Below are 19242 nucleotides of genomic sequence, written 5' to 3' on the forward strand. Positions count from 1 at the left end.
CCTCCTAAATAGAGTTCATCATTTGAAACATAGGCATAATCATCGCTAAATACATAAGTACGACAATAGTACCGATACAGACAAATAACAGCGGCTGAATCACAACAAAAATACGATGCATTTTCCCTTCCATTTTTTCAATCATCAATTCACTATAGTCTCCTAATTCTGTTGCTAAATTTCCATTTATTTGTCCATGTGCAATAACATAAGATAGATCTGCTTCATAATATCCGCTCTTCATAATGATAGAATCTAATGGCTCTCCAGCCATTAATCGCTCCCCAATTCGAGCTGCTTCATATTGAAAAAATGGATGATGTCGTTGCTTACTCATGAGCGTTAAAGCTTCAAGTACCGATAATCCCCCTTGCAATAATCCACTCAGTTGAACAGAAAGATAATGAGAATGCGTAGAAATTAAAAATGTTTTACTAAGAGGAATCCGAAGTAAAATATTTACTCTTTGGACAGGAGGAAGTTTTCGAAGATAAAATACATATACACAAAATCCCACTAGTACTGTTAGAAAAAAGCCAGCTATTATATACGGAAGGGTTTGAATAAAGGAGATAATGTAATCTGTAAAAGAAGTTGTAGATGTACGTAAAGAACTGTATAATATTTCAAATTGTGGGAGAAGTATAAAATTAAATACGGCAAGGATTCCAATCAAGAACAAGGATAAAAAAATAGGATAACGAAGTACTTTTATCATCTCCTTTTGATGCTTATTTTTCCTCTGAAGCAGTAAGCTTCCTTGTCGCAACGCAAACGAAATATCACCGTGCTTCTGTGCATAAAATAAATAACTCAATATATCTGGATGGAACATCAATTGATGAAAAGCATCGTGTAAACTCTGCCCATTTTTCAATTCTTCCGTAATATGTTGTAGTTGTAAGCGCTTCTGCGAAGATAGTTGAAATTGTAAAAACTCTAACGCTTGTAAGAGCGAATAGCCTTTTTCCAATAAGTCCCCTAACCTTTTTAAAAGCATAACTTGTTCATCTAATCGCCATTTTTTTCTATCAAACATAAACATCCTCTTCTAAAAACCCTAAAGCATACCCTTTCTTTAGTGAAGATTGTAATGTTTCATAACGATATACTACACGTTCGCCATTCGCTTCGCGAATTGCTTTCTTCAATTCATGACCATATAACAACTCATAAATACTTGCTTGCCGTACTTGGCGCATCGATTTACATAATGGCGAACACTTCCCTTTACAAAATGGACATTTCAACTCTACAAGGCGCTGAGCGGCTACAGCTAATAACGACTGTTCAATTTCCTGTCTAGTAATCCCAAAATCCATCAAGCGTAATACAGCACCTTTCGCATCATTTGTATGCAGCGTTGTCATTACTAAATGACCTGTTAAACTTGCACGTACAGCTACTTTTGCTGTTTCTTCATCACGAATTTCACCCACTAAAATAATATCTGGGTCATGCCGTAAAATTGCCTTTAAACCTGTCTCATACGTAATCCCTGCTTTTTCATTAATTTGAATTTGTAATAAACCATTCTTTCTTTTCTCCACCGGATCTTCCAATGTAACAATCCGGCGTGTTTGACCTTTTTTGGCAACTTCTAATAACGCATACATTGTTGTTGTTTTTCCTGATCCCGTTTTTTTAGTAACATAAATACAACTCCGAATAAAAAGATAATCAAACCACGGATAGCGAGGGATACACAATGAAAACCAAAGAAGAAATGATAAAAGAAATAAAAGAATTTCAAAATGCGAAGGTTGGCTACAACCTTTACGATGATGAAGAGATTGTGGAGTGGTGCGTTAAATTGGTTCATGAAATCTTCATTCAAAAGAAGCATACGTATATACCAGATCTTGATAGATAATGAATAGAGTCTGCTGTATTGGTAGGCTCCTTCTATATATTCACAAATTCTTCTTATAATATATTCGCTTATTTGTTATACTGGATGACGTAATAATATTATGGAGGTATAACAGTATGGAAAAAAAGAAAAAAGCATTTTATAAGAAGTGGTGGTTCTGGGTAATCGTTGTGATTATAATAGCAGCCGCTGCTGGAGGTAGTGGGGACAAAGAAGAATCAAAAGCTACTTCTAACGAATCTAAACAAGAAGTTAAGAAAAATAATAGTAAAAATGACAAACCTAAAGAACTGTCCAAAGAAGGAGAATCTTCTAACGTTAAAATTTCAGTTGGTTCCGTTGAAACACTAGAGTCTGTAGGTAATCAATATGTAAATGAAAAAGCACAAGGTATATTTAAAGTTGTAGAACTATCTATCACTAATAATCAAAAAGATGCTATCACTATCGATGCTAATAGTTTTAAATTAGTAGATGATCAAGATCGTGAGTTCAAATACTCAACTCAAGCTCAAACATCATTTGATGTTGCTAACGGCGGGAAATCTGACTTCTTCTTGAAACAACTTAATCCTGGTTTAACACAAACAGGAAAAATAGTTTTTGATGTACCTAAAGATGCAAAAGGTTTGGTTTTAAAAGCACGTGGTGGAATGACTGGTAAAGAAATCAAATTAAAAGTTGAATAATAAAGATACTTACTATTAACGCTCTCTTCGGAGGGCTTTTTTTATTATTAATTCTTTTGTTTCCCAAAATATCTTTTTAAGTATAGGATATCTCATACCATTATTTAATTTTCGGTTTGAATCAAATTAAATCTGATTATTTTTAATATAAATTAATTACTTTGTGTGCATCTGACAATATTCGACAAAAATCTCCTATTTCTTTTGGTATTATAATATTACAAACTGGAACTACTTTAGAAAAAATACAAAAAGTTACAGGTTTTTTTGTATTTTTAGCAAATATTAATCAAGTACGGGGGCTTTTAAAATTGAATATTGAATTACCATTCCGTTTTACCCGAAACACCATGTATAATTTTTTAGGTCGAGTAATCTCAGATGGACAACCAGTAGAACAAGAAATTACTCTTGATTTTACAAATTTAGATTACATTGAGCCTGTAGCTATAACTATCCTTAGTAACACATTACAATGGCTAGACAAAAATGATATTGTAACTAGATTTAGACTACCGAATCAAAGTCAAATAGGATCCCATAGGAACTGTCCCATTAAATACTTAGATGATTCCATGTTTTTTAAAGAGTATCTTGGTACACCTCTCACTCCCGCAGCGAAAATTCGTCCAACAACAAGACCATTAGAACTAATTAACTATAGTAAAAGTCATTTTTGGATAGAACAAAACAAATCAATTCAACTATTAAACATCGTTTTCAATTCGAAACATCTCAAAAAAAAGAGGTAATAATGGCTTAGGACAATAAAAAGCCATAAAAAAGAAGCCGCCCAACAGGACGGCTCTTATTTTTGTTAATCAAACTATTCTTGTGTATAGACGTAATCAATACCTTTAGCATCTAACCACGCTGTTGCTCGATCTAGTTCATTCCCTTGGCGGTATGCTGTTTCAAATCTAACTAACCCTTGTTTATCTCCATAAGAGATGATACGAGATTCATAACCAAGAGCATCCATCATCCCTAACATTTCCGGCACTAATGCTGTACCAAATTCATACGATACGACTTTATTAAATTTATCCACTTTAATCCCCACTCCTTCTTGTTTTTCAACAGTTTGATTTGTAAACCAAGCCAGCGATTTATTTCCGATTAATTTATTTAAATCGCATTTACCAATACCAGGCACGTGCCCTGTCTCTGTGTACTGCCATATATCGCACTCATACGCAGGTTTGTTTCCGCCATAACGAGGGATCCATACGAAATCTGCTTTTACTCTATCCATGCCGAACGGCTTGTACATATGATGACCGACATACAGACCTATTTTCTTTGCACCTAATCGACGTAATTCATCAATAAAGGATTGTGCGCCTGCTCGCATGTCATTCATTGTTTTCACTTCTACATCAGCCACCCAGACTGTCGCACTTTTGTCACCGCGATTCCAGAAATCACGAGCTTCTATACGCGCATCATTTTCAGAAACAAAACGACAGAATGCATAGTTACCAAAAGGGATACCATGTTGTTTCATTGCTTCTACATATCCTTTGTATAAAGGATCAACATAATTTGAGCCGTCTTGTACACGAGCTATGATAAAATCAATGTGTTGTTTTGCTACAGGCCAATTAATATTACCATTCCATTTTGAAATATCTATAATGTGTCCCATTATTTATCGTCTCCTTTTTGAAAACAAAAAAACAGCCAACGGGAGGCTGTTTTTTATCATTTTTCAATTTGTATTTTCTTCGTCCGAAAGACTAGTCCACTTTTTACCGTTTACAATATTCAATATATTTTGGCGAGAAACACCGTATTTTCTTGCAAGAGCTGTCGCTCCGTATACCCTATCTCGTTTTATAAACACTCTCCTAATATATTTCACATCATCCCATTTTAACTTAGACTGACTGTTCTTTTCCCCACTAATATTTTTTATATTTACCAAACCATTATCAAATGCATGTTGTATATTTTCTGAAACGGTCACCCATTCCAAATTATTTAATGAATTATCAGTTTTGTCACCATTAATATGGTTCACTTGCGGTTTATTCTCTTCATTAGGGATAAAGGCTTCTGCAATTAACCGGTGAACTTCTTTAACTTTCTGTTTTCCATCTTTGTATAAGGTTACGCATTTATATCCTTTCTTACTGTTGACTAATGTTAAAACTCTACCCTTTAATATATAAAAACCTTTGCCATCTTTTCCATTTCTCTTCTTTCTATCCAAACTACGTACATTTCCTAAGTTAGAAATTTGATATAAATCTTCATATCCTAGGATATCTCTCCAAATCTCATCCATTCTCAAACACTCCTTTAACTAATGAAAAAAATGTTGTTATATCCCGATGTTATATATATAAATTATATACTTATATCAATAGTTAGGGAGATTTTATTCTGTGGCATTTATAATTCCTTATCATTCATATCTTCGTGATCAGTCCAAATCCCTAGAGAAATACCAACCGCAAATAGATAGGGCATAAACTCATCAAGAAAGCTTTTTGCTTCCGGAACTCCTGCTTTTACAAATAAAAATCCTATTAAAGATGCAATAGCTATTAACGTCTTCCAGTTGCGGAATCGTTTTTTGATATTTTCTTTTGATTGATTCATAGTTAATTCACCTCCTTTTCCAAATTATTAAGTCTGTGATGTGCTTGTTTGGCGCTTTCCTCAACCCTTGTTACTCGTTCTCCCAAAGCGGCCATTTGCTTCTCGTTTGCTTTTAAATCGATTCGAATATCATCAACTCCTTTCCTGATGTAGCCTAATTCAGCCTTCATTTCCGCGCTTTGCTGCCCATCGGATTTTATAGATTTATTTTTGTTTAATGAGTACGCTAAGTAGCTAATCGCAAGTGATAGTACCGCGACTAATACACCAATTTCAATTGTCATTTTTCGACTCCTTTTCGCAAAATAAAAAAAGCCTGCTCATTGCACGCTAGTAATTAAATCTTCTCTTCCGTTGTCAATTAAATACGTATCGATTCTTTCTTTATACGCCTTCATCTTGGTAACGATAAATGTATACGTAAAAACCTTATCAATCACTCTTTGTGCCATGTACTCAGCCATTATTGAGCACCTCCTTCATTCATTGTTTCTTCAGGAATATTAGTGATAATAAGCTCATCTAATGCTTTTTGCATTAAATCTTGTTTTTCACTTAACTCTTTTATTTTCTCTTCATTAGAACTACTAATAATCAATTCGTCGAGCGCTTGTTGTATGAGTTCTAATTGATTCTTTAAATCTTTAATTCCTGTATCGGAATCACTAGTGGTTTCATTGCCTTCGAGTGTTTCCCACTCATAATAGAAACGATTTTTAAGTTTATCATAATGTACACGGCCAATTTGATTTCCGTTCACTTTATCTTCTGGAATTTCACCGCTATACAGTGTCCATCCTTGCGAAATAGCGTCTGCTGCATCTTTCGCAAATCCAAAATTTTCATCAAACGGCATATTATGTCTACTCGTTACTAACCCGTTATAATCAACAATAAATGCTTTCATATTCTTCACTCTCCTTTTCTACTCCCACAAGAACGGAAACGCTCCATACGGGCTTTGCTCTGTAATGATTGCTGTTACTGAGTTGTTTGCAATAGGATATGACCATAGTATTTTTCCGTCTGGTGATATTTTTTTTATAGAGTCTGTACATGCTGCATATATATTACCGACTTTATCTACAGTAAGATCACTAACTTCTTCAGGAACCCTCCAAATTTCTTTCATGTCTTGTGAAAGTTTAACAACAGCATTCGGACCTGAAGAACCGTTATATTTATAAGCGTATATGTTCTTGTATTGATCAATTGTTGTATGACGCAGCTCAAAAACATCCATAGTAGCAGTTGCGACTTCTTTGCCAGTTGGTGAAATCTTTTTAAATTGAGACTTAGCACTGCTCCCTATATGCATCGCATTCATGAATACATATACATATCCTTCATTATCTACTGCAAAATATGAGTTTGAAAAGACTTCTGAGTGATAATCCCACACTTCTTTTCCGTCTGGTGATATTTTTTTTACGGTCGCATAGAAGTTTACATATATATTTCCTTTTCCATCGCACGCTAAATCAAGAATTTGCGATTGTGAAATACGCCACACTTCTTTTCCGTCTGGTGATATTTTTATAATTCGACCCGTTGAAGATTTCGTATATATATAGCCATCTTTGTCTACTACCACTCTGTATAGCACTGCGTTTTCTTTAAATGTCCACACTTCTTGACCACTTGGAGATATTTTTTTTAATTCTCCAGCATATTTCGCCCCTGAAGCGCTATACACATACCCATCTTTATCTACTGCAATGTCATGGACAGTTCCAATGTGATTGCTCACAGCCCAAATTTCCTTGCTTGTATCAGGAGCAAGTTTTTTTACCACTTTTTCACGGTTTCCAAAGAATAAATTGATTTCCAAGTTGCTGAATGTTTCCCATTTCGTACCATTCCAATATTGACCTACAAGCCATTCCCACTTGCCGCTTCTGTAAATTCTAGATGTACCAAGTAAGGAATATACTTGCATAAATTTATTCTTCAACACGTTTATCTTATTAGCACCCATGCTATTAATAAGATTTTCTCGTGAATACTCTATATTAATCTCTTTTTTATTAGAAAATACTTTTAAAGCACGCTCAAGCATGAATCTAATGTCAATATCGTATAAGCTGATCCATACAGTACCCTCTATTTTGGGAGGCTCCAGTCCATATTCTCTAAAAACAATTTTCTTGGCGGGAACAGATGATTTAATCCATACGGTACCTTTTTCTTTCACTGTCGGCTCTGTAGCTTGTACATATACCTTTACCGCACGTCGTAATCCAAGATACGTTCCACCCATTCCGTGTTCTTCTAAAAAACTCATCTTGGCACCGCCTTTACAAAATCCCCGTCATCATCATATTTAAGATCAAATACTTTTGTTTTGTATGCTATACCATTTTTGTAGTAAGTTACGGTACGAACGAGATAATTTCCATCTGCGTCAGGATTAGAAAGGACTGATTTTTTTCGTAATTTACCGTCCTCCTGCGCTTCCTCATACACGGTGTAAATGCCATTCTCATCTTTACCACTTCTAGAAGGGACTCCATCCTCTGTTCGTTTGTTAATTTCAACTGTTACTTGTTCAGAATTAGGATGTTCTGTCCAACCTAGCCAACTTCCATTATCAAGATAATTTGTAAAAAATTTATTTTGATAATCCTTTGCCATTACAAATCCATATCCAGTAGAGTTTAAAAATGAGATACCTCGCCATGATTTGTTATTAGGAGTTTGCCCTTGTACTCCACCGTTGCAATAGATTGTATTTAAACCCGCACCCTTAGCTAAAATTTCATCAAGAATATTTTGAGAACTATTACTAACAGAAATCGTTTGTGAACCGTTATCATTTGTAATTTTTTTCATCTGAGCAACATCAGTAGTTGCTACAGTTTTTATCCCTGCTTCACCTTGTTTTCTTAGTAATAAATCGCCTGTAGGAGTAATAAGTTGTAAGCCATGATCGTTTGTATCATTAGCATTATAGAAGAGTTTCACTTCACCTTTTCCATTGAGAGTTTTCAAAATTAATGCGGGTAATGATTTTTGAATCACTAAATCATCAGTCATTGTGTCTCCAGATTTATCGACCTTTTTATCGATTTCTTTTATAAGAGAAGTTACAGCATCTTCTAGAGATTTATTAACTGCTTCATCACCTATATCGGCATGTTTTATAGCTGACTCTAAGGTTTCTTTGATATCTTCTAAAGTAGCTACTTTTTTATCAATTTCTTTGAAAATATTATTAGACATTTCTCTTTTTACATATTCATTGCCGAGCGGCAATGGTAACTTTAATCGTTCTGTAAATTCAGGCATATACTCACACCTTTCTATATGTTTCTAATTCATCCCACGTTAGATTCAGTTCATCTAACTGATATTGGATTAGATTGTAACTGTCTAATTCATCCCACGTTAGATAAGTAAAGATATATTTAACATCTAAATGAGCAGGAATAATTTCTCGTAAAGCTAGTTTTATATCGTCAATGTTCGGCGGAATTCCAAACTTGCCTACAAATGTAATGATAATTGTGTAATTAGGAATGTCCTGTTTTACCTCTACTTCGCCATATTGGAACGACTCAGCTACTTTTTTAATCAATCGCAATCGCGTAGCTCCGGTGCTACGCATTTTACTTTTTATGACGCTTCTGCGCTGATCTAAAGGTTTATTACTATCAGATGTAATCCCATACTCCTCTTCCCAATCAAAAATGGACCACGTAGCTGTTTCGATATCAAATTGTGCCCGTACATCCTCAAATTCTATTTCTTCATTGACAACACCGTCTGCACTGATTTGCATAAGATTTCGAAATATCTCAGAGTCACGATATTCTTTCATTGAATCAGCGAGAAACGTTTCTACTAAAACATCACGTTCCTTCATAGAACTTCACATCTCCAAGAACGGCTATTTGTCCAGACTGTAAAATCACGTCTTTTTGTTCATTATTCATCAACAATTTATTGACTCGTATTAACTTCAATACGTCCACTGCAACGGATCCAATTTTTAAATAACTAACTTGATAAGGTTCTTTCAAAATGGATTGTCTACGAGCATTTTCGCGCCAATACAGCCTGTTCATTTCTTTTAAATAGCTATTCACACCTAAGATGAGTTGCTGTTTCAATTGTTCTGCCTCTTTTACAGAAGATACATACACATCGAGATTAATAGTCACAGGTTTAGCTGATTCCACGTAAACAGTCGCTCCAATAGGCGCTTGACCGTCTCCCATCTCATCGATAGGTGCTATATATTCTTTTGTTTTTTGAACAAGTTCTTTAGAAGCAGGTAGAAAGCTTGTATCGCATATTAATAGTTGTACAGTACCTTTACCTTTAGAAACAGGAAAAACAAGCACACCGCCGACATTAGGCACACTTAAAGACCAACGTATATAATCACCTATATTCCCGGAATTCGACGTTTCTCGGCGCCAAGCGAAATAACGAGATCGCAAATCTTCATCAGATTCCTTTTCTTCTCCACCTGCGATTTTTTCTGGATTGGTAACATTGGCCACACCGAAAACTGGTTCAATGAGTTGAATCGTATTTTCTGCAGTATTACCAATTTTTCCGGAAAGAACGGATTCGATCATTACTGTTACATTTCCGCTCGGCCCAATGACCGCTTCTTCTAGCTGTTTGTATTCAACGATTTTATTATCTAAGTCATAACGAATCGAAACGTATACAGATCCTTTAGGAAGCTTCGTGCCCTCATTCCCCCAAACGGTAACCTTTCCTTTTGCTTTTTTAGCAGCATAACGTTGTAACGGTGTATTATTTTCAACAACTTCATCTAAATCTTCATCAGTTGCATATTTAGCAAACCGAGTGTAGTACCATTTTTTAAAGGCTGCACGTTGCTCGGCCCTAGCAATCGCTTGCGGCTTCAACACATCATAGATAAAGCCACCTTGTCGCTTATCCCATTTTTTATCGACTTGATTGAGCATGCTTTGTAAAACATCTTGTTCGGTCTCATTCCACCATGCGGGATACTTCGTTGGTAATGTCATGCTTTCACTTCCCTTCTTACATTGACATTTCCGTAAATGGTATAAACTATATAGGAAGCTATATAAGCGTCTTTTGCGTCTTTTGTGATTTCTATTTCACTGACATCTATAATCCTATCGTCGTAAATAAGAGAATCCCGTATTGCTTCTTTGACTAGCGAAATCCGTCCTGCTTCGTTTATTCCGCTATCTATCAATACGTTACGTACATCAGAACCATATTCATCTGTATAAACGCGGTAGGCACCTCTATGGGCGTGATGGATTTTCTCGATTAGATTAGCCATCCCTTTTTGACCATCATCCACAACAATTGAACCGCTAGCGTCAGTGATAAATTCACCTTTTTTGAAATCAAAAAGAGGTGTCAAGTATCCTTGCACCTCTTCATTTTCAAATGATTGTTCAGTAGGAATTTCCCACTCGATTTTCGGCAACACATTATATCGCATAAGTATTAATCACCACCCACAAAGAGTTCGTTGAAGGGAATCGATTAGGGAGTAACATGACATTCGTTCCTACAGCAATATTCCAGGGACAAAACGTTTGTGAAGCAGGATATCGCACTGTTTTATCTGCAATTGCTACGTATTCAGAACCAGTATAGCGACATAGAGTTACAGATTCGTGTAATGGTTTTACGACAAATTGCCGATCTGTAGGGCCTGCACTAGATATACGTTGTATTAGCACCGTCTCATTTTTTGAAAATTTTACATTAGGCATAATAAAGAACGTGCTAGGTAAAGCCTTTGTGGAACCATGTATTTGTATCGTTACATTCGGTTCACTTGTAATGATTTTTCCAAGAAAAAAGTTCATGTCCTCGCTGTTTCCTGCGCTTTGTATATGATTTAAAATCCGTTCTATCCCTCTCTTTTCCATCTCTTCACCTACCCTTCGTTATTTTCTTGCGGTGGAACATATTCTTTGCTCGGTAAAGCAGCAGTATGAGCCACATCGGCACTGAACACAACATAATTTCGATAAATTTGATACGCTGCCTTCTTTACGTAATATCCACCAAGTATTGTTTTTGTAGGATCTTCTAAATATATATAATCTCCAGACCATATCCGCGGTTCTTCTATACTATGAACATGTTCGATTTGTCGCGATACATCCGGTAAGGTTCTTGTTCCTAATATACTTTCCGCATAACTTATCGCTGCTGCTTCGGTATCACCACTAAATTCTTCAACTGTAGATAGAGGACCGTATTTTTTTATAGAATTACCATCAGATTTAACTGCAATAATATTCTTCTCCCTATTTACAACAGTAATTTTATTCTTTACTTCTTCTACGGAAACAGTCTTTTCGCTATTTGTTAATCCGGATCCTAAAACAGGGATGAACCTTGCTGGCTTCCACTCAAATATGCGTAACCCTTCAGGTTCGAACCGTATCCAATATTTTTTGCCGGTTCTTTTTTTACTTTCGTATAAGATTATGATTAACATTTCGAACACACTCTGAGCATTGTTCTTATCTAAATACATAAGGGGGAATATCGTATTAATTTCTACTAGTTCCTTAATTGGATAGCTATATCTATTCAAAATAGATCGTATCATTTGGCTAGCGGTACGATTTTGAAATAAGAATTCATCATCGGATTTAACTAAATTAAACAGATGGTCATACGCAGTTACATCAACGTTTCGACCTTTCGGATTCTTATACCCTCGTACTACCCCGACAAACCAAACATTGCCATTCACTATAATTTTTAATGGTTTTCCATCAATTTCATCGAATTCTGGTTTATATATAAGCGTCAGTTCTACTTTTACCGGGCCATTTTGATAATCATCATCCAATTTGATAGGAGGAACTACTGCATCAGTTACTACCATATTTCCTATAATGACCTCTAACACAATAATCCCCTCCTATAAAATGAATTGAGCAGCAACATAACCATGTAAACTACCATATTGAATATAAAGCCATCCAGCTTGAGTTCTCGTATTCTTAGAAAATGTCACGACCTGCCCTTGTTTTATCGTTCCAATTACTCGATTATTTGGAGATGGGCCTTCTCTAACAGCGAGCATATGAGTTCCATTTACTCTTCCAGTCTGCAAAGCATACTTATTGAGATTATTAGACGGAGGTCGCCTGATAGTACCGGATTTATCCATGTACCCCAGCTTAATTTCTCTATGTTCTTTAAAAGTTATATTAAATTCGATGTAACCAGGTGAATCTTGCCAGTATTCGAATTTCTTCACTTTCATTTCTCTCTTATAATTCAGATCTGGTAGATTAAGCAGCACTACTTCTTGTGAATCTCTCAGACTAGAAAGAAACGAGACTGCTGAAAAAGGATCATGTCGCGCTTCTTCTCCCGAAACTTTTTTAAAAGAAAAGAAGGAGGTAAATGAAACCTCCTCCAGCTCTTTGCCATCAGAAAAAGGAATAACACCTTGTCCTAATGTGTTCAGTTCTTCTATTTTAGTGTCTCCGCCTTTTGGACCAGTACCTTTCGGAGTGAATGGAAAGGTAAATTTGGCCGTTTTTGTTAAAAGGAAAATCACGATTCCATCACCCCTAAATTAATTTTTGTTTTTCCATTCGCTGCATCATCTAATTTATCAGCCAGATAATTCACAAGCTTATCAGCTAATTCTTTAAATGTATCTTCATTTTCGTGCATTTCTTTAGCCGAACCACCTGAAATATTGATGTTAAATTCGTTCTTAATATGATTTGTTTGTACTGTGCTTCCACCTTTTGAAGAACCAATAGCCGGTTTACTTGGTGAAGCAGGAGCAAACGGAATGCTTACATCTTTTGCTATACTTACAGCTTTATCGCGAGTATAATCTTTACGTGCTTCAATTCCACCTTCTAAACCTTGCATTGTCCATACACCATATTGGTGGAAAAGCTTAGATGGTGAGTTTATGGAAAGTAATTTTCTAACCGGACCAGGAACAACGCTATCTATTAAATTCGAAACTTTATCTCCTAATCCAGTCGCCGCAGACTTTATACCATTCCAAAGACCTTCCATCATATTTTTACCTATTTCTAAAAATTTAGCAGGTAAAGATTTTACAGCATTCAAGATATCGTCCCACGTTTTTTTGAAGAAATCTTTTATATTTCCTAAGATTTCTTGCACCTTAGTTCTCATTCCGCTTACAGCTTCACTTACCCCTGTACGGACATTATTCCATGTAGTGGTCGTGAATTCTTTGACCGTAGTCCAAATATTTTTAACTATATTTCCAGCTGCCTCTAACCCTGTTTGAATTGCAGTTTTGACCGCATTAATTGCAGAAGTTACTACATTTTTAATTCCATTCCAACTCATTTTAAAAATATTTAAAATAAGATTTAACGTGGTCGTAATAATATTACGGATAAATGAAAAACCGAAATTTATTACATTTTGGATTAAATTAATGGATCCTTTTACAATGTTAACAACGCCATTAAAAGCAGCTTTAAAACCAGACGTTAAGGTTTTACCGATTGCACTAGTAGATTTGGTGAATATAGATTTGGCGCCATTCCAGATTGCAGTAAGTCCCGTCATAAATCCAGTTTTAATGGCAGACCATCCACCAGTGAAAATAGCCTTAATAGCAGTAAATCCTGCTTTGAACACACCAAGTAAACGTCCAATGAATAACAATTGCACGCCATTCCAAATCGCCATAAGGGCATTTTTAAATAACGATTTTACCCCTTCCCATAATCCTTTCCAGTTTCCAGTGAACAATGAAGCAAAGATTTTTATAATTGCCAAGATCACCCCGACAATACCCTGTATAAACCCAGCGATATTCTGGAGCGTTCCGATTACAATAACTTTTATCACCATAAAAACTACAGAAAGGACGGGTTGCATCGTTTTAAAAAGCGTTATAACAGATTTTACTATCGTAGAAACAGCCGACATAATACCAGGGCCGCTACCTTTAAAAGCAGATGCTATTTGTTTAGCAACCGATTTAACTATTGATACTAACCCTGAAAAAGCTTGTTTAACAGCTGATACTGTACTTGTAATTTGTCCAACCATATCATCAGACAATCCAGCCATTTTTAAGAATGATGCGCCTTTTTTATCGCCATTCTTGATAATCATGAATAAACCTTTGATTGCGTTTTTCACATTATTAATGACCGCAATTGATTGTCTAATTGTTGATGGATCTAATCCGGCACTACTTAATAGTGATGTTGCTTTCCCTTCATTTCCACTAAATAAAGCAGTAAATCCTTTTGCTGTATTGATAACGGATGAAATCGCACTCTTTACACCAAAGATGACACTAATTGCTCCCTCTGAGAATCCAAGCGTTTTTAAGAACCCGCCTGCTTCTGTGTCATTTCCAGAAACAAGTGCTTTAATACTTGAGATGGCCAGTTTAATATTTGTCGATATACTTGTAATTGTTTTTATAGTATTAGGACTAAACCCTAGACTACTTAGGATTGAGACACCTTTACCATCATCATTGAAGATTGCCTTAATTCCCGACCATGTGGTAACTATAAAATTTTTCACTTGATTCATTTTTGACATTAAAGAATCAAATGCCGATTTCACTCCGTTTATGGCGCTGTTAGCAATATTCCGGAATGTTGTACATTTGTTGTAAAGAACTACTATTGCTACGCCGATTGCAGCTACAACACCAATTACAGCTAATGCTGTTCCGATTATTCCCGCGAATGCACCGGCTGTTAAACCCATAGCCCCAGCCAATAAAGTAAATCCAGATACCATGCTAGGAATAATAGCTAATACAATCCCTAGAATTCCGCCTAAAGCTACAAATGTGCCGATGATTGCAGCGATTACAGCAATTGTTGTTTTTGTTCCGTCACTCAAACTATTAAACCAGCTAACCGCCCCTTGTAGACCAGATACAACCCATTTAATAGCGGGTAGAAGAGCATTACCTAAAGCAATAGCTGCGCCTTCAAGACCGGACTTTAATGCAGTAAGTTGCCCATTTAGGTTCTCTGTCATGGTTTTTGCCATTTTAGAAGCGGCACCATCAGCTTCTTGTAATGCTTTTGTATTTTTCTCTAGTTTTCCACTACCTTCAGATAATAGCGCAGCCCAGTTTTTGTATGCTTCTGCACCAAATAAAGTTGTTAATGTAGCCGACTTTTGCTGTGCAGTCATTTTACCTGTTTTATCTTCTAACTCTTTTACGATAGAAGGTAAAGGCTTGATCTTACCTTGAGCATCGAAGAAAGATAGATTTAATTGATCCATCGTTTTCTTCATTTCTTTTGTAGGTTTCGCCAGACGACCAAGTGAAGTGGCGAATGCTTGACCTGCAACAGAACCTTGTAAACCACTATTACCCATCGCCATGATAGCGGCGGAAGTTTCCTCCATACTAAAACCAACCGTATGAGCTGTACCTGCTGCATATTTCATTGCTTCGCCCATCTGACTAACGTTTGTATTTGCATTTGATGAAGCGTATGCTAACACATCAGCTGTATGTCCAGCTTTATCAGCAGATAGGCCGAAGCCACTCATAATATTTGATGAAATGTCCGCAGCTGAGCCTAAATCTAGTGCACCTGCAGCAGCTAAGTCCAACATACCAGGCATAGCCGACATAATATCTTTGGTTTTAAAACCAGCCATCGCTAAATACTGCATCCCTTCCGCTGCTTCGGAAGCAGAATATTTAGTAGATGCACCTAATTGTTTCGCCTGTTCGGATAGCTGTCCTAATTCTCCTTTAGAAGCGCCGGATACAGCTGCTACTTTAGACATTGCTTCTTCGAAATTAGCAGCAGTTTTGACGCTTGCCCCTAATCCAGCAATGACAGCGCCGCCCGCAGCAGTAGCAGCGGCTCCAGTAGTTAGCAACGATCCTTGCGCTCGTTCCAAACCGTTTAGCATTTGAGCATTCCGCTCACTAACACCACCAAACCGCTGTTGAAGTTGGTTCATTCCGTTGCTAGCAGTATTTGCACTTTGTCCAGTATGCTGCATAGCTTGGCTTGTTTGGTTCAATCGCTGACTTGTTTGTTGCAGAGTGTTATTTAATTGTTGTGAATTCTGTGTTAATTGTGTAGTTCTTTGTGCTGTTTGTTGTAACGCAGCAGAACCTGTATTTCTAAGTCTTAAAGAAGAATCCAATCTTCTTGCAGCTTGTGATGTCCGCTCCATTGTTTGTGTAATCCGCTGTAATGGAGCAGACATCGCATCCATTAAACTGATTTTACCTGTTACTTGTTTACTACTCATATTCCACCGCCTTCGTCATCAATCTTGGGCCTCGGCGGCTGCTTTTTCTTCCGCTTCTTTATCTCGTTCGTCTTGAACCAAACAAGAAGCAATAAAAAAGAGTTTCTTCCTATAAGGCATAAGAAAAAACTCTTCAGGATCTATATGGTGTTGTTGGAACAGCCTATGGGCCCAAGAAGCTAACGGGTCGGTGCAAATTAGTTTTTTACGGCTTCAATATCCTCTTCGAACGAATTATTTCCAAGACCAGATAATTCAATAATGAACTGAGTTGCAGTGACAATACCGCCTAAAGATAGCATTTTAGGAATAATTAACCATGGACTTGGTACCGGCACACCAATTTTTTGTGCTAATTCCGGACTATCCCATTTAATATTTGTACGCGTTTCATCTGTTGCAGTAGCAATCAATAAAGCGTTGTATTTACTTTCATCTTGAACCTCTTGGAATTGATTATTAGGTAATTTAATCCGTTTTGTAGCAGCTTTTCGAATGTTTTGCTCTTCATCTGCTGTAATAGATTTGAACGGAATAGATAACATATGTCCATTAACAGCTTGAATTTGTACTTCTCCACGAACGCGGTCGTCAACATTTACCGCAAATAAATCTTCTAAACTTGCAAATTTTGGTTTGTTGTTTTCTTTTGTTAAATTAGTCATTTTATATAGCCTCCGGGTTTAAATTATAGTTTTAATAGAAAAGAGAGGGGATATCCCTCTCTAGTGATGTTTTTATAGAAATTCAAAACTATCAAACGTAAATGGAAAGTCTCGTTCAATTACATCTTTTGTTTTGAAACCAGCAAGAGTAACTTCGTCGAACGAAACATTTTTGATGGCCACTTTCGAGTTAGCTGCTCCTACGTATTCATCTGGATCATGAATTTCACCAATTAGCGTAAGCAATTTATCAGGGTCATTTAAAATATCCTTCGTTAACTGCCATGTTTCTGCTGTTAAATAAACTTTCATCTTACCTGAACCGCTGGCACCCATAATGCGGTTACCTTCCATGAAGGCATTCGCCCGTTCAATTTTCTTTTTATCAAACTTGATTTTCGCTTCAAATTCTGTTACTTCAAGAATTTGTCTGCCTGTCGGATCAATAACACCGCCGTATTTACCACGTACAGTGCTGCGTGTATTTAATGTAGGTAAACTATTATCAAACGATGACATAAATACCCTCCTTTATTAAGCTACTTTGTTTTTGTTGTATACTTTTTCAATTGCATCGATGACAACATATTCAGTGACGAAATACGCCTCATCTTTATAAACTGTTTTGCCAGTATCTTCTGTATGGCGCGGATCTTCATAGCAGTTATATGTTCCTGTCTCAATAACTTCGGATTCTGCAAGTTTTTCTAGCAACTCATCTTTAATTGCTTGTGCAGAAGCTAAACGACGCGCTTGCGTATTCGCTTTTGACATATACTTAGAAAAGATTTTTTCTTCTGCAACTGTGATGTAATCAATCGCAGCAACCACTTTTACTTTTTGAAGTGTACGAATAGCAGCCTTTTCATCCGCTTCCCTAGAAATCCCTACTGCTTCATCAAGATTTTTCATCGTTGTCATTGTATTAACTGCCGTATTGAAACGTACTGTCTTGCCCTCTTGGAAGAAAAGTAAGTTTCCTTCTGCTAAACGGCGTTTTGTTTCTTCCACACCAAGTTTTTCAACCCATGTGAATGGTGTTTCCTTTTGAGTCATACTCTCATTCAGCGGGCATGAAATTAATGCAGCAGCTGCATATACCGCTACTTCTTCTGCTGAATATTCACGATCATTGTTACCAGCTTTTTGAATATTATTTGTAATCGCATAGTAGTCGATATCCCTCGCATCCTCACCGCCTGTGTATCCAGTGATAAGTTTGCCACTCGCGCGGCTTGTTTGGACGAATTGTGATAGCATTGCCTTTACAGCTTTATCTTTTATACCGTCAAGAACAACTGCATTGAATTCTTCTTCCTTCGCTAATCCGAAGAATTCAACATAATCTTCTACTTTTACAGCTTCACCGCTGGATCCGCCTGTAAGAGGAATGCTATTGATATTTTCGACAGCTTTCTCACCATCCACACCATCAACTTTACTAATCGATACATATAAACTGTCTTTTGACTTAGCAATAAGTTCATCAACTGTCATGAATGTGATACGCTCTAACTCAATGTTATTTTCTGTTAGAATGAAATGCTTCGCAGTATCATCACCCAACTTAGGGCGAATAGTAACTTTAAAATTATTTCCTCTTGCCCCAGTGTGTACAGCTTCAATTTTGATACTTTCCAATGACAACGCCGCTCTCTTTGCTTCATCTGTAGCAAGACGTACCACTTTCAATTGTTTTAAGGGAGCTGCGAACGCTAATTCGAGTAAATCAGCATTTTGTCCAACAAAAGTCGCTTTTGCTTCTTCCTTTGAATTCAATTCAACAACAATATTCTCTGGTCCCCAATCTGCCTTAATCGGCATCATAAGCACACCGCGCGCATTTTTGTTGATTGCACCTTGTACAACCAATTCTGTAAAAGCATAAAAACCAGATTCAATTTCATTTCTTCCTTCTTTAAACGGTTTTGCCAATTTACTTCACCTCTTTTTTTAATAATGCTCGCACTTTCTTTTCAGCTGTTTTTACATCTACTTCATTTAAATCACGTAAAGCAGCAGCTGTGATATAATCAGGAACATGAAATAATTGCTCTGATTGTTCAATAATTTCTGAAACTGGATAAAGTACCGGTTCTGGCACTTTTGCAGTTTCTTTTTTAGGAGAAGTCTCACTTTTAACCATCTCTATCAC

Annotated in this window: 23 protein-coding genes and 1 pseudogene; 3 read left to right on the forward strand and 21 right to left on the reverse strand. The window is 36.5% G+C overall.

What is annotated here, in order from left to right:
* Positions 1 to 4 precede the first annotated feature (4 nt).
* Entirely contained in the window at positions 5 to 1045 is a 1041-nt protein-coding gene (gene comGB, locus MR063_RS02175; protein WP_277927745.1) for a competence type IV pilus assembly protein ComGB, read from the reverse strand.
* Positions 1032 to 1649, reverse strand: a pseudogene (locus MR063_RS02180) (ATPase, T2SS/T4P/T4SS family); the annotation flags it as partial. The gene comGB and the pseudogene MR063_RS02180, both read right to left, overlap by 14 nt.
* Positions 1650 to 1708: 59 nt before the next feature.
* Between MR063_RS02180 and MR063_RS02185 the strand changes: the two are divergent.
* The 3 genes from MR063_RS02185 (at position 1709) to MR063_RS02195 (ending at position 3314) form a co-directional block, all read left to right on the forward strand.
* Complete coding sequence (locus MR063_RS02185; RefSeq protein ID WP_164468640.1) at positions 1709 to 1873, forward strand: hypothetical protein; 165 nt, start codon at positions 1709 to 1711, stop codon at positions 1871 to 1873.
* 116 nt (positions 1874 to 1989) lie between these two features.
* Positions 1990 to 2562 carry a DUF4352 domain-containing protein gene (locus MR063_RS02190; protein ID WP_012095388.1) on the forward strand — a complete coding sequence of 191 codons (573 nt, stop codon included), beginning with the start codon at positions 1990 to 1992 and terminating at the stop codon, positions 2560 to 2562.
* Between the two features lie 161 nt (positions 2563 to 2723).
* Positions 2724 to 3314, forward strand: coding sequence for a hypothetical protein (locus tag MR063_RS02195; protein ID WP_242143487.1), 591 nt, complete (start codon positions 2724 to 2726; stop codon positions 3312 to 3314).
* A 74-nt stretch (positions 3315 to 3388) separates the two neighbouring features.
* Here MR063_RS02195 and MR063_RS02200 read toward each other — a convergent pair whose 3' ends face one another.
* The 19 genes from MR063_RS02200 to MR063_RS02290 all read right to left on the reverse strand — a co-directional run bounded on the left by MR063_RS02200 (position 3389) and on the right by MR063_RS02290 (position 19233).
* A complete protein-coding gene (locus MR063_RS02200; protein WP_242193158.1) occupies positions 3389 to 4210 on the reverse strand; it encodes a GH25 family lysozyme in 822 nt (273 codons plus the stop codon).
* 63 nt (positions 4211 to 4273) lie between these two features.
* Positions 4274 to 4852, reverse strand: a complete 579-nt coding sequence (locus tag MR063_RS02205) for an NUMOD4 motif-containing HNH endonuclease (protein WP_074540313.1) — start codon at positions 4850 to 4852, stop codon at positions 4274 to 4276.
* Positions 4853 to 4959: 107 nt separating this feature from the next.
* Entirely contained in the window at positions 4960 to 5169 is a 210-nt protein-coding gene (locus MR063_RS02210) for a hypothetical protein (protein WP_242145595.1), read from the reverse strand.
* Positions 5170 to 5171: 2 nt separating this feature from the next.
* Positions 5172 to 5453 carry a hypothetical protein gene (locus tag MR063_RS02215; RefSeq protein WP_242145594.1) on the reverse strand — a complete coding sequence of 94 codons (282 nt, stop codon included), beginning with the start codon at positions 5451 to 5453 and terminating at the stop codon, positions 5172 to 5174.
* A gap of 36 nt (positions 5454 to 5489) precedes the next feature.
* On the reverse strand, positions 5490 to 5633 hold the full coding sequence (locus MR063_RS02220; RefSeq protein WP_242145593.1) for a hypothetical protein: 144 nt from the start codon (positions 5631 to 5633) through the stop codon (positions 5490 to 5492).
* Positions 5633 to 6076: a hypothetical protein gene (locus tag MR063_RS02225; RefSeq protein WP_242145592.1), complete on the reverse strand. Its 444-nt coding sequence runs from the start codon at positions 6074 to 6076 to the stop codon at positions 5633 to 5635. The genes MR063_RS02220 and MR063_RS02225 overlap by 1 nt, the downstream gene beginning before the upstream one ends.
* An 18-nt stretch (positions 6077 to 6094) precedes the next feature.
* Positions 6095 to 7453 (reverse strand): outer membrane protein assembly factor BamB family protein, encoded by a 1359-nt coding sequence (locus tag MR063_RS02230; RefSeq protein ID WP_242145591.1) that lies wholly within the window; start codon positions 7451 to 7453, stop codon positions 6095 to 6097.
* Positions 7450 to 8457, reverse strand: coding sequence for a hypothetical protein (locus tag MR063_RS02235; RefSeq protein WP_242193159.1), 1008 nt, complete (start codon positions 8455 to 8457; stop codon positions 7450 to 7452). Before MR063_RS02235 ends, MR063_RS02230 begins: the two co-directional genes overlap by 4 nt.
* Positions 8458 to 8461: 4 nt before the next feature.
* On the reverse strand, positions 8462 to 9034 hold the full coding sequence (locus tag MR063_RS02240; protein WP_242145589.1) for a putative phage tail protein: 573 nt from the start codon (positions 9032 to 9034) through the stop codon (positions 8462 to 8464).
* Positions 9021 to 10178: a baseplate J/gp47 family protein gene (locus MR063_RS02245; RefSeq protein WP_242145588.1), complete on the reverse strand. Its 1158-nt coding sequence runs from the start codon at positions 10176 to 10178 to the stop codon at positions 9021 to 9023. Before MR063_RS02245 ends, MR063_RS02240 begins: the two co-directional genes overlap by 14 nt.
* A complete protein-coding gene (locus MR063_RS02250) occupies positions 10175 to 10630 on the reverse strand; it encodes a DUF2634 domain-containing protein (protein WP_242159586.1) in 456 nt (151 codons plus the stop codon). Before MR063_RS02250 ends, MR063_RS02245 begins: the two co-directional genes overlap by 4 nt.
* Positions 10620 to 11066: a hypothetical protein gene (locus MR063_RS02255; protein WP_242145586.1), complete on the reverse strand. Its 447-nt coding sequence runs from the start codon at positions 11064 to 11066 to the stop codon at positions 10620 to 10622. The genes MR063_RS02250 and MR063_RS02255 overlap by 11 nt, the downstream gene beginning before the upstream one ends.
* Before the next feature lie 8 nt (positions 11067 to 11074).
* The gene (locus tag MR063_RS02260; RefSeq protein WP_242145585.1) at positions 11075 to 12064 is read right to left on the reverse strand and encodes an XkdQ/YqbQ family protein; all 990 of its coding nucleotides are present in this window, start codon (positions 12062 to 12064) and stop codon (positions 11075 to 11077) included.
* Positions 12065 to 12076: 12 nt separating this feature from the next.
* Positions 12077 to 12724: an SH3 domain-containing protein gene (locus MR063_RS21935; protein WP_242145584.1), complete on the reverse strand. Its 648-nt coding sequence runs from the start codon at positions 12722 to 12724 to the stop codon at positions 12077 to 12079.
* Positions 12721 to 16422, reverse strand: a complete 3702-nt coding sequence (locus MR063_RS02270) for a phage tail tape measure protein (RefSeq protein WP_242145583.1) — start codon at positions 16420 to 16422, stop codon at positions 12721 to 12723. Before MR063_RS02270 ends, MR063_RS21935 begins: the two co-directional genes overlap by 4 nt.
* A gap of 197 nt (positions 16423 to 16619) precedes the next feature.
* A complete protein-coding gene (locus MR063_RS02275; protein WP_242145582.1) occupies positions 16620 to 17087 on the reverse strand; it encodes a phage tail assembly chaperone in 468 nt (155 codons plus the stop codon).
* Positions 17088 to 17159: 72 nt separating this feature from the next.
* Positions 17160 to 17606, reverse strand: coding sequence for a phage tail tube protein (locus tag MR063_RS02280; RefSeq protein ID WP_242145581.1), 447 nt, complete (start codon positions 17604 to 17606; stop codon positions 17160 to 17162).
* A 15-nt stretch (positions 17607 to 17621) separates the two neighbouring features.
* Complete coding sequence (locus MR063_RS02285) at positions 17622 to 19022, reverse strand: phage tail sheath N-terminal beta-sandwich domain-containing protein (protein WP_242145580.1); 1401 nt, start codon at positions 19020 to 19022, stop codon at positions 17622 to 17624.
* A gap of 1 nt (position 19023) precedes the next feature.
* Entirely contained in the window at positions 19024 to 19233 is a 210-nt protein-coding gene (locus tag MR063_RS02290; protein WP_242145579.1) for a YqzN/YkzM domain-containing protein, read from the reverse strand.
* Positions 19234 to 19242 lie beyond the last annotated feature (9 nt).

The organism is Bacillus cereus group sp. BfR-BA-01492 (genome assembly GCF_022662815.1).
Classification (GTDB): domain Bacteria; phylum Bacillota; class Bacilli; order Bacillales; family Bacillaceae_G; genus Bacillus_A; species Bacillus_A cereus_BD.